This is a genomic window from Lentzea fradiae, assembly GCF_900100955.1.
GTDB classification, from domain to species: Bacteria; Actinomycetota; Actinomycetes; order Mycobacteriales; family Pseudonocardiaceae; genus Lentzea; species Lentzea fradiae.
Genome location: NZ_FNCC01000019.1, coordinates 178897 through 190279, shown reverse-complemented (window position 1 = coordinate 190279; position 11383 = coordinate 178897). Strand labels below are relative to the sequence as shown.

At 69.2% G+C, this 11383-nt stretch carries 8 protein-coding genes; 6 read left to right on the top strand and 2 right to left on the bottom strand.

Features of this window, described 5'->3' with window-relative positions:
• Positions 1-61: 61 nt before the first annotated feature.
• Positions 62-2605 carry a cation-translocating P-type ATPase gene (locus BLT23_RS35640; RefSeq protein WP_090058573.1) on the top strand — a complete coding sequence of 848 codons (2544 nt, stop codon included), beginning with the start codon at positions 62-64 and terminating at the stop codon, positions 2603-2605.
• Positions 2606-2611: 6 nt separating this feature from the next.
• Here the strand turns inward: BLT23_RS35640 and BLT23_RS35635 are convergent, their stop codons facing one another.
• Positions 2612-3877, bottom strand: a complete 1266-nt coding sequence (locus BLT23_RS35635; protein WP_281248942.1) for a toll/interleukin-1 receptor domain-containing protein — start codon at positions 3875-3877, stop codon at positions 2612-2614.
• A 202-nt stretch (positions 3878-4079) separates the two neighbouring features.
• Between BLT23_RS35635 and BLT23_RS35630 the strand changes: the two genes are divergently transcribed.
• Both BLT23_RS35630 and BLT23_RS35625 read left to right on the top strand, forming a co-directional pair.
• Positions 4080-5171, top strand: coding sequence for a hypothetical protein (locus BLT23_RS35630; protein ID WP_090058568.1), 1092 nt, complete (start codon positions 4080-4082; stop codon positions 5169-5171).
• A 177-nt stretch (positions 5172-5348) separates the two neighbouring features.
• The gene (locus BLT23_RS35625; RefSeq protein ID WP_245744529.1) at positions 5349-6884 is read left to right on the top strand and encodes a tryptophan halogenase family protein; all 1536 of its coding nucleotides are present in this window, start codon (positions 5349-5351) and stop codon (positions 6882-6884) included.
• 161 nt (positions 6885-7045) lie between these two features.
• Here BLT23_RS35625 and BLT23_RS35620 read toward each other — a convergent pair whose 3' ends face one another.
• Positions 7046-8836 (bottom strand): AfsR/SARP family transcriptional regulator, encoded by a 1791-nt coding sequence (locus tag BLT23_RS35620; RefSeq protein WP_090058562.1) that lies wholly within the window; start codon positions 8834-8836, stop codon positions 7046-7048.
• A gap of 327 nt (positions 8837-9163) precedes the next feature.
• Between BLT23_RS35620 and BLT23_RS35615 the strand changes: the two genes are divergently transcribed.
• Genes BLT23_RS35615 through BLT23_RS35605 form a run of 3 tightly spaced genes read left to right on the top strand, consistent with a single transcriptional unit; the run spans position 9164 to position 11348 of the window.
• Positions 9164-9610, top strand: coding sequence for a helix-turn-helix domain-containing protein (locus tag BLT23_RS35615; protein WP_090058559.1), 447 nt, complete (start codon positions 9164-9166; stop codon positions 9608-9610).
• Between the two features lie 40 nt (positions 9611-9650).
• Positions 9651-10148, top strand: a complete 498-nt coding sequence (locus BLT23_RS35610; RefSeq protein ID WP_176947075.1) for a hypothetical protein — start codon at positions 9651-9653, stop codon at positions 10146-10148.
• A 9-nt stretch (positions 10149-10157) separates the two neighbouring features.
• Complete coding sequence (locus BLT23_RS35605; RefSeq protein ID WP_090058557.1) at positions 10158-11348, top strand: MAB_1171c family putative transporter; 1191 nt, start codon at positions 10158-10160, stop codon at positions 11346-11348.
• Positions 11349-11383: the final 35 nt, after the last annotated feature.

The following is an 11383-nucleotide window of genomic DNA, read 5'->3' as shown; positions in this document are numbered from 1 at the left end:
CTCACCCGCCGCGACGTCCTGGAGGCCATCAGCCACGAGGACCCGCACCTGCGAGCAGGCCGTGCCCACCGCAACAGCTGAGCGCGAGGAGGTCGCGCACCACGGGCTGCCGGTGCCGGAGGTCGTCCTGCTGGCCGAGACCGACCAGCACGACGGCCTGTCGACCGGGCAGTGGCGGCAGCGGTTCACCGACCTCGGCCCGAACGAGCTGCCGCCACGTCGCGGGCGGCACTGGTCGTTGCGTCTGCTCGGTCAGCTGCACCACCCGCTCATCTACGTCCTCATGGTGGCCGCGGCGATCACCGCCGCGCTCGGTGAGGTGGTGGACGCGTCGGTGGTGCTCGGCGTCGTCGTGATCAACGCGGTCATCGGCTTCGTCCAGGAGGCGCGGGCGGAGAAGGCGCTGGACGCTTTGGTGTCGATGGTGCGCACCGAGGTGACCGTGGTGCGCGACGGGCTCACCGCGCGGGTGCCCTCGGTTGAGCTCGTACCGGGCGACGTGGTGCTCCTCGACGCGGGTGACCAGGTGGGTGCGGACCTGCGGCTGGTCGGTGCGAGCGAGCTGCGGATCGACGAGTCGGCGTTGACCGGCGAGTCGGTCCCGGTGACGAAGGACCCGGTCGTGCTCCCGCCCGGCACCGCGCTCGCGGACCGGACCAACATGGCCTACTCCGGCACGCTGGTGACGGCGGGCAGCGGGCGCGGGGTCGTGGTGGCGACCGGTTCGGAGACCGAGATCGGCCGGGTGCACCGGCTCGTGAGCACGACTGCGGCCGTGCAGACGCCGTTGACCCGCAAGCTCGCGCACTTCAGCCAGGTGCTCACGGTCGTGATCCTCGGGCTGGCCGCCTTCAGCGTGATCGTCGGAGTGCTGCGCGGCGAGCCGTTCGCCAAGATGGTCACCGCCGCGGTGGCGCTCGCCGTCGGCGCGATCCCCGAAGGGCTGCCGGCCGCGGTCACCGTGACGCTCGCGATCGGCGTGGCCAGGATGGCGCGGCGCAACGCGATCATCCGGCGGCTGCCCGCGGTGGAGACGCTGGGCAGCACGACGGTCATCTGCACGGACAAGACCGGAACCCTGACGGCGAACGCCATGACCGTGAACGTCGTGGTGGCGGGCGGGGTGCGGCACGAGGTGTCCGGGATCGGCTACGCGCCGGAGGGGACGTTCGCGCCCGCCGCCGACGAGTCTGTGCGGCAGTGCCTGCTCGCCGGACTGGCGTGCAACGACGCCCGCATCGTCGAGGACGACGGACGCTGGCTCCCGGTCGGTGACCCGACCGAGGCCGCACTCGTGGTGGCGGCGCGCAAGGCGGGCCTGGACGTCACGGACGTGCCCGAACGCGTCGGCGTGCTGCCGTTCAGCTCGGAACGCATGTTCATGGCGACCAAGCACGCCGACGGCGTCGTCTACGTGAAAGGCGCCGTGGAACGCGTGCTCGACCTCGCAGGGCTTCCGCACAGCACCGAGGCCGACGAGCTGGCCGCCGCGGGCCTCCGCCTGCTCGCCATCGCCCGTGCGGCCGATGTGGAACCGACCGAGGAAGCACTGCGCGGCAACGTCGAGCTGCTCGGCCTCGTCGCGATGCACGACCCCGCCCGGCCGGAGGCGATCGAGGCCGTGCGCGCCTGCCAGGCCGCCGGTGTCGAGGTCAAGATGATCACCGGCGACCACCCGGTCACCGCGCGCTCGATCGCCGCGGAGTTCGGCATCACCGACGTGCACGCCCGCGTCGCCCCCGAGGAGAAGCTGCGCCTGGTCAAGCAGTTCCAGGCGGACGGCCACGTCGTGGCGATGACCGGCGACGGCGTCAACGACGCCCCCGCCCTGCGGCGAGCGGACATCGGCGTCGCGATGGGTAAGGGCGGCACCGAGGTGGCCAAGCAAGCCGCGGACATGGTGCTGACCGACGACAACTTCGCCTCGATCCGCGCGGCCGTCGAGGAAGGCAGGGCGGTCTTCGACAACTTGCGCAAGTTCATCATCTGGACGCTGCCCACCAACATGGCCGAGGGCCTGGTGATCCTCACGGCGATCCTGCTCGGCGCCGCACTGCCGATCCTGCCCGTGCAGATCCTGTGGATCAACATGACCACAGCCGTCGCATTGGGACTGACGCTCGCGTTCGAACCACGTGAACCCGGTGTGATGCAACGACCTCCGCTACCACCGTCACTGCCGTTGCTCACGCGGAGTCTCGTCGGCCGAATCCTGTTCGTGTCGGCGATCCTGCTCGCCTGCGCGTTCGGCGCCTTCCGCTGGCAGCTCTCGGCGGGCGCGTCGCTCGAAGTCGCCCGCACGGTCGCGGTCAACGTGTTCGTCGGCGCCCAGATCGCCTACCTGGTCAACTGCCGATCGCTGGACCGCATCCGCCCCCGGACCGGCCCCAACCGCTGGCTGCTGGTGGGCATCGCGCTCACGATCGCACTGCAACTGGCGCTGACCTACGTGCCGTTCATGAACCGCCTGTTCCACACCGCACCGCTCGGCTGGCAGCCGTGGCTCGTGGTGCTGGCGCTCAGCGCGGTGTCGTACGTGCTGGTGGAGCTGGACAAGTGGCGGAGAGCGCTCGCCCGCTCTTCGGCTGGTTCCGCATCGGCGTGACCGCTCCTACTTGTGTGGCCCCACGGCCGAGGCGGGGACGAATCCGCACGACCCCTTCCAGACCTCGACGAGGTACCACTCCCCACCTTGGGCCATGCCTTTGGCTTCCAGGTCGTAATCGCCGCCTTCGAAGGTCGACCCTCCTGCGCCGATCCTGACCACCCGCGCGTCCGCGGACGGCCGTTCCAGTGGAGGGGTCCCCTTCTCGACGGATGGTGCGCGCTCCCACGGAATCGGCGTGATCACCATCGGTTGGGTGCACACTTCGAAGTTCAAACCGTCGCAGAACTCATGATGCTTGAGCTGGAACTTGCCGCCGCGCAACGTGTAGACGGAGTACAAGGGCTCTCTACTCACAGAGAGGTCGCTGAAGATGACCTCCTTCGAACCGTCCGCCGCCTGGCGCACCCGCGATGTCGAGGCGCCCAGCAGTTCGAGCACCACCTCGTAGTCGCCGGGCGACACAGTGCGGTACACGAGCGCCACGCATCCGCCTGACCCGCAATAGCCTTCGGTCTCGTTGACGACGAAGAACTCCATCAGGCCGTCGTTGTCCAGGTCGTCGACACGAGTGATGTTCAGCTTGACCTCGTCGACGGGCAGGCCGACCGCGTTCGTGTTGTTGGTCATCCACTCGACGAACTGAGCGCGTTGCTGCTCAGGGCTGCGTTTCTCGGCGTCCAGCTGACGCACGATCGCCATGCCCACCACCGTGCCGACGACCAGGGCCAGCGCGCACCACAGCGCGGTGAGTTGGCGCCGATAGCGCACATGCCTGCGCCACAACGCTTCGAACCCCACGTCGAGCACCACGGCGGCGACCCGGACCAGGTTGCGGCGGGTGAGCTTCCGCGCGCCTCGCGCGTCCAGCCACAGCGGGTCCTCGACGCGGTCCAGCGCGGGCGGCAATTCCGGTTTCGCCGGCCGGTCGGCACCCGTGACGATGATGACCAGGCGCTTCGGGTCGTGTCCCGAGAGGAAGTGCTCGACTTCGAGGTTCACGTAATGCGACCGGGCCGAGGCCGGTGAGGCCAGCAGGATCATCGCGGGAGCCTCGTCGATGGCGGTGCGCAGGCGTTCTGCCAGCGGGCCCGAGGGCGCCATCTCGTCGTCGTCGCGGAAGATCGGACGCAGGCGTCGTCCGGCCGGGCCTTCGGGGTCGGCCGCGTGTCGTGCGTGGCGCGGGATCACGAACTTCTCCAGCCTGCGGTGGAGCGCCACCGCCTTCGGCCGGTCGGACCACGAGTACGACAAGAATGCCCAGAAACGCACATATTCTCCTGTTTTTGGAATTGGACGTGTAGGTGCACCTGGTTTCGCCGGATGGCATCAATGCCATGAGAACTGGAATTTGTTTTGATGCGTAGCTGTCCGGTGGCAAGGGTATTACGGGCGGGTGGCAGGTGAAGCAAGAATTCGAACCGGCACGTGGGTGTGTCTCGGACTGATCGCGTCGGCGCTTGTGTTGTTGGCTGTGGCACGCGCCTGGTTGGTGCGCGAAGGGCTGCTGTACGGCACCGACCGGATTCTCGGAACCGATGTGTTGATCAGTGCGTTGCTGGTGCTGGGCCTCGTCCTGATGCGGTACTTCGTGCGCAGGGACAAGAGCAAGGGAAAGGACAAGGGCGGAGGCTCGGGCGAGACCCCGACCTGGACCGACTGGTTCGGATTCGCGGCGACGTTGCTCGGACTGCCGGCACTGGTGGTGTCGCTCCTGACGCTGGTCGCTCCCGCGACGCCGAACGCCTACGGGGCCCGCGCGTGCGCGGCGGCGCAGGTGTACTCGGCGAACTACGTCGGTCTGACGGTCGGGCCGCTGGGCAACTACGCGCGCAGCGGGCCGGGGGTGGCGTTCTCCCAGACCGATCGGTTCGACAGCGGCTGCACGCTCGGGTTCGAGGGCTACTGCGTGGGTGACGCGATCAAGGACCCGGTCGCTCCGAAGGGGTGGACGGAGACCAGGTGGTTGCTGGTGGCACGGCACGACGAGGGGTGGGGCAGGACGGTCGCGCGTGTGCTGTCGGATGAGCCGGAGCACAAGCGGTTCGTCTCGCTTTCCTACGTCGCGCCGAAGAGCCCTGAGCAGAACCTGAAGTACCTCGGCGACGAGGCGTGCGAAGGCGGGCGTGCGCGACCGGGGCCGGTGGTGATGACGTCGCAACCTGCCGGTGGCGGTGTCGAGTTCACGATGGAGACGACGCACACCGAACGGGTCGGTGTCGCGATCGCCTTGCCGGACAACGCGATCCGTGGCGGCAGTGCGATCCGGCAGGTGGGCTCGAAGGAGACCGAGGCCAACGGCACCGTGTCGATCACCTGGAACACGCAGTCCACCCTGCCGCAGCTCACGCCGAAGAGGAGCGAGCCGGTGCGGGTCGTGGCGCTGGCGGCTCCGTGTCTCGGTCCGGTGGGGTCCGCGGACGTGGAAAGCACCGCCACCGTGACGTACGCGATCGCCGCCGACGGCGCGGTGACCGTCGTGCCGGACGCCCCGGCGGCGTCCGACGACCTGCGCGACAAGCTCAGGCGCGCGGCTTGCGACACCGAACGTTCCGGAGCCCTGTGACGCGCCGCAAGGCGCGATAGCTCGAATATAGTCCAAGTATCAGATATCGGAGAACAGTGACTTCACTGTTTCGGTTGGAATCGGCTGTGCTGGTCGGTTTGACGAAGGGTATCTGTCCGGATGGAAGACCACAGGATCTCCAATGTCGTCGTTCTTGGTGGCGGCACCGCAGGCTGGATGACTGCCAGCTATCTGGGTAAGGCGCTCGGCAGGTATGCGACGATCACCGTGCTGGAGGCGCCGTCGATTCCGAAGATCGGTGTCGGTGAGGCCACCGTCCCGAACCTGCACAAGACGTTCTTCGACTTCTTGGGAATTCCCGAGGAGGAGTGGATGCGGGAGTGCAACGCGAGTTTCAAGATGGCCGTGAAATTCGTCAACTGGCGCACGCCCGGTGAGGGCGAGCCGGTGGGCAGGCAGCTGCGGGGGAGGCCGGACCACTACTACCACCTGTTCGGTCTGCTGCCCACGCACCAGAACCTGCCGCTGTCGCACTACTGGGCGGCGAAGAGCCTCGGTGGGCAGACCACCGAGCAGTTCGACTACGCGTGCTACCGCGAGTCGCCGATCATCGACGCCCGGCTGTCGCCGCGGTTCGCCGACGGGACCAAGTGGACGAACTACGCGTGGCACTTCGACGCTCATCTGGTCGCGGACTTCCTGAAGCGGTTCGCCATCGAGAAGCAGGGGGTCGTGCACGTCGAGGACGAGATGGTCGACGCGACCATCGACCAGCGCGGGCACATCACGTCGCTGCGGACCAAGGCCGGGCGCACGATCGAGGGTGACCTCTTCGTCGACTGCTCGGGGTTCCGCGGGCTGCTGATCAACAAGCTGATGCGCGAGCCGTTCCTCGACATGAGCGACCACCTGCTCAACGACAGCGCCGTCGCGACGTCCGTGCCGCACGACGACGAGGCGCACGGCGTCGAGCCGGCCACGTCGGCGATCGCCATGAAGTCCGGGTGGACGTGGAAGATCCCCATGCTCGACCGGTTCGGCACCGGGTACGTCTACTCCAGCCGGTTCACGGACCCGGACGAGGCCACGAAGGACCTGTGCGCGTTGTGGGACCTCGATCCGGAGGAGCAGCCGCTCAACCACGTCAAGTTCCGGGTCGGCAGAAACCGGCGGGCGTGGGTGCGCAACTGCGTCAGCATCGGGCTGTCGTCGTGCTTCCTGGAGCCGCTGGAGTCGACCGGCATCTACTTCATCACCGCGGCGCTGTACCAGCTGGGCAAGCACTTCCCGGACAAGCGGTTCGACCCGGTGCTGATCGAGTCGTTCAACCGCGAGATCGAGACGATGTTCGACGACTCGCGGGACTTCCTGCAGGCGCACTTCACGCTGGCGCCGCGCAGGGACACGCCGTTCTGGCGGGCCTGCAAGGACCTCGTGCTGCCGGAGGACATCCAGCACAAGATCGCGCAGTACCGGGCGGGGCTCGCGGTCAACATGCCGGTCACCGACGAGGCTACGTACTACGAGAACTTCGAGGCCGAGTTCCGCAACTTCTGGACGAACAGCAGCTACTACTGCATCTTCGCCGGCCTCGACGTGCTGCCGGAGCACCCGCTGCCCGCGCTGGCCTTCCGGCCGGACGCGGTCGAGGGGGCGGAGCCGGTGTTCGCGCAGATCAAGCAGAAGCAGGCCGAGCTGCTGAAGACGTTGCCGACCACCCACGAGTACCTCCGCGAGCTGCACGGGAGGTGATCAACTGATCACCCGGACGGCGGCATGCCGTCCTGGAGCGGCACCTGCTAAGTTTCTTTTGCGGGTGCCGCCCAGGATCGGCCCCCGCGCAGAGGGGATCCCCGAAGCCGGAAGGGCTGTCTCCCCGGGCCCGGGGAGACAGCCCTTCCGGTGAGGTCGTCTCAGGTGAGCGACAACGCGGCCGAGAGCCCGTCCTCGGTCACGGCGATCTCCCGTGCGACGAGTCTGGCCAGCGGGTGGAACCGGTACGCCTGCTCGCCGCCGGGCTCGATGCCCGCCAGCTCCAGCAGGTGCATGTCGAGCAGGTGCTCGGTGACCTGCTCGCCCGACGCGTCGGGCAGTCCCAGCAGCGAGCTGGTCGCCGAGTGCGGGAACGACGGGGAGTCCAGCAGGGACAGTCGCAGCAACGCGCTGCGGGACAACGGGTCCAGGGACTCGCAGCCGCCGCGGAACCGTTCGCGGACGTCCAGGTCGCCCAGTCTCAGCTCGTCCAGCAGCCGGTCGGGGTCGGCGAACCTCGCCGCCATCCGCTCCAGCGACCAGTGCAGCTTGGCCGCGGCTCGCGCGCCCGCGATGCGCACGGCGAGCGGCAGGCCGTGGCACAGCCGGACGATCCGCGCCGCCGCGGCTTTCTCGGCGTCCGTGCGTTCCGGGCCCGCGATGCTGGTGAACAACGCCAGCGCCTCGTCGTCGCCGAGCGGGGGGAGGGTGAGCGTGTGCTGGCCTCCCAGCGTGGTCAGCACCCGCCGGGTCGTGATGATCGTGCGGCAGTGCGGGGCGCCCGTGAGCAGCGGGCGGACCTGCGGGTCGGTCGCGGCGTCGTCCAGCACGACGATCATCCGCCGCTCGGCCAGCAGGTCGCGGTACAGGGTCGCCCGCTGGTCGAGGCTCGACGGCAGCGAGGACCCGCTCACGCCCAGGCCGCCGAGCAGCGCGCCCAGCGCCTCGCCGGGGCTCAGCGGGGTGCCGCCGCCGCGCAGGTCGACGTGGAGACGGCCGTCCGGGAACTCCGCGCGCAGCCGGTCGGCCACGTGCAGCGCGAACACGGTCTTGCCGACGCCCGGCATGCCGGTCACCGTCACCAGGGACGACCTGGTGCGCAACCGGTCCGTCACGACGTCGAGCTCGGCCTCGCGGCCGGTGAAGTCGGGGGTCCCGGCGGCCGGCGTCGCGGGTCTCGGCGTCGTGGTGACGGAGTTGCGCTGCACGGGGAAGGCTGGCCGCACGTCGTGGGTGAGGATCGCCTGGTACGCGTTCCTGAGCGTGGGGCCGGGGTCGACGCCCAGCTCGTCGGACAGCAGGCGGCTGCCCTCCTGGAACGTCGCGAACGCCTCGGCCTGCCGGTCGCCCTGGTACAGCGCGATCATCAGCTGGGCTCTCGTCCGCTCCCGCAACGGGTCCGCGTTGACGAGCCCGACGAGCTCGGAGATGAGCTCGTGGTGCCTGCCGAGGGCCAGCTCGGCGTCGATCCTGCTCTCGAGGGTCTTCAGCCTGACCTCCTCGATGCCGGGACGTTCCGTCTCGGCGAGCAGGTCGGTGACGTCGGTGAGGGTCGGGCCGCGCCACAGCGACAGCGCGCCGCGCAGCAGTTCGGACGCCTCGTCGAACCGGCCCAGGCGCAACGCCTCGCGCCCGGTGCGGGAGAGGTTCTCGAACTCGTGGAAGTCGAACCGCGCGGTGCCGATCCGCATGAAGTAACCCGATCCCTGCCGGATCAGGGCCATGCCGCCGTGCAGGTGCCTGCGCAGCCGGGACGCGTAGGTGTAGATCTGCGCCTGGTAGGTCGCCGGTGGGTTCTTGCCCCAGAGCACCTCGCCTAGTTGCGCGTCGGACAGGACTTTCTCCCTGGCCAGGAGCAGAGCCGCCAGGATCGTGCGCTGCTTGGAACCTTTGAGTGGAAGCTCAGCGCCGTTCAGCCACAGGCCGACCGGCCCCAGGATTCGGAACTCCAACAGTCATTTCCCCCATTCGAGGTGCACCTTTCCGCGTGGCGACCAGGATCGTGCGCACGCTGAAGGCGCCGACTGTCCTGCTGTGGTGTCCGGACCAGGATTCACGCCTGTGCACCCCAGTAGGCGTGTGTCCGGACGCTCGCCGGCGCGGTGCGCGAGCGGAGAAAACCAGATTGCGCTGTATCTCGTTGATTAATGTCCAAACAAGGTCAACGTACCGAGGTTCCCGGAGGCCGTCAACTGTCGTGTGAGTTCGTTGAATGTTCCATTCATCCTGGTTTACGAGTAGGGTCGCCGCTGCCTGGGGCACGTTGAACTGGAGGTGTGATGGCCGACGTGGCGTCACAGCCGGAGGGGTCCCTCGCGGCGAAAGTCGACCATCTGTTCCGCACCGTGCACTCACGCGCCGGCCGCGAGTACACGTTCGAAGAGGTGGCCGAGGCGATCAGGGTCCGCGGTGGTCCGACGATCTCCGCCACCTACGTCTGGCAGCTGCGCCGCGGCCTGCGGGACAACCCGACGAAGCGTCATCTCGAGGCGCTGGCGGGGTTCTTCGGCGTGCCACCCGCCTACTTCTTCGACGACGCAGTGACCGAGCAGATCGACTCGGAGCTCGCGCTGCTCACCGCGTTGCGGGACAGCTCGGTGCGCCGGATGGCGTTGCGGGCCTCGGGTTTGTCCCCCAAGAGCCTCGGCGCGCTCACCGCTATGGTGGAGCGAGCGCGCGAGATCGAGGGCCTGCCGGACGGTCCCGATGAGGAAGCGGGTTCGTGACACGTCGGACGGGGGCGATGTGATCGGTCGGGGCACGGGCATGAAAGGGCTTCGCCGCCGGTGCGAGGCCAGGGTGCGAGAGCTGCCGATGCCCGAGCCGTTCGACGTGAGAGCGCTCTGCGACCTGATCGCCGGGCAGCGGCGGCGGCCCATCGAGCTGACGCCGATGACCGCGCAGCCCGGCGTGCTGGGCCTGTGGGTCGCGACCGACGAGCTGGACCTGATCTTCTACGAGGAGTCGACGACGCCTCCCCACCAGGACCACATCATCCTGCACGAGCTGTGCCACCTGCTGTGCGACCACTACTCGGCCCCGCTCACCGGCGCGGACCTGGCCCGGCTGCTGATGCCGAACCTCGACCCGGACATGGTCAGGTCGGTGCTGGAGCGCACCGAGTACTCGGCGGTCGAGGAGCAGGAGGCCGAACTGCTCGCGTCGCTGATCCTGCAGAAGGCGGCGCCGTCGCACGCGGGCCGCCATCGCGAAGGGCTGGCCGACCGCATCGAGGACGCGCTGACCTGGCGCGACCCGAGCTGACCGCCACCCGTGCTGGACGCGCTGCGGATCTACCTGCCGCCCTCGCTGGTCGGCTCGTTCTTCGTGACGATGCTGGTGAACGGTGACTACCGGCCCCGCACGGCCGCGCAACGCACGGTCCGCCTGGGCTTGGCGGGCCTCGGTCTCTCGCTGATCGTGCTGACCCCCGCCGGCTACTCGCTGATCGGCAGGGTGGGCGTCCCGAACCTCGCCCGGCTGCTGGGGCACGGCTTCATGTTCGTCGTGGCCTGGGCGGGGCTCGCGTTCGTCGCCCACCTGACCATGCCGCCGCGGGACGCGAGCCGTCGCTCGACGCGTGTCGCCCTCGGGTTCGCGGCCGGGTTCGCGGTGCTCGCGGTCCTCTTCGTGCTGGAGCCGGTCGACGTGGACGAGGTGCGGTTCGCGTACCGGTACGCGGGCGCGCCGTGGGTGCTGGAGTACTGGGTCGTCTACGCCGCCTGCCTGACACCGGCGTTCGCGGTGATGGCCCGCGAGTCGTGGCGGTTCGCGCGGGTGACGCCGGACGTGGTGCTGAACCTCGGGCTGCGGCTCGTCTCCGGCGGCGCGGTGTGCGCGCTGACCTACCACGTCCACAAAGGACTGTACTTCGCCTCCGCCAGGTACGGCCTCGGGTATCCCACGATGCCGCCGCTGGACAAGTACCTCCCGCTCGCCGCGAACGTGCTGGTGTTCGTGGGCAGCACGGTCCGCTGGTGGGCGCCGAGGGTGGGCCTGACCGCGCTCGCCGGGTGGGTCGGGCGGTACCGCACCTACCTGGGGCTGCGTCCGCTCTGGCTCGGGCTGTACGAGGTCAGCCCGCACATCGCGCTCGAACCCCCGCGCTCGGCGCTCGCCGACCTGCTGCCCGGCGATCTGGGGCTGCGGCTGTACCGCCGGGTGATCGAGATCAGGGACGGCCGGATCGCGCTGCAGCCCTACCTCGACCAGGAGGTCGCCGACTCCGCGCGCCGCAACGCCGCGCGGGTCGGGTTGCGAGGGCAGCGGCTGGACGCGTTCGTCGAGGCCACCGTGCTGGCCGACGCGCTGAGAGCCCGTGCGCGCGGCCTGCGGGCTCCCGCGCCGGACGCGCCGGTCGGCGTGCCCGGCGGTGGTGACATGGGCAGCGACACGGTCTTCCTCACCGAGGTGGCGCGGGCGTACCGCCGGGTCGTGCGGGCGAACGCTGGTAGGACCGACTAGCACCTGCTAACATTTTGTGGCATGTGCAGGGTTCA

What these genes read in the sequence shown, in the direction of transcription:
- BLT23_RS35625 (WP_245744529.1), top strand. Translation starts at nt 5,349, where the DNA reads ATGACTGCCAGCTATCTGGGTAAGGCGCTCGGCAGGTATGCGACGATC.
- BLT23_RS35610 (WP_176947075.1), top strand. Translation starts at nt 9,651, where the DNA reads ATGAAAGGGCTTCGCCGCCGGTGCGAGGCCAGGGTGCGAGAGCTGCCG.
- BLT23_RS35615 (WP_090058559.1), top strand. Translation starts at nt 9,164, where the DNA reads ATGGCCGACGTGGCGTCACAGCCGGAGGGGTCCCTCGCGGCGAAAGTC.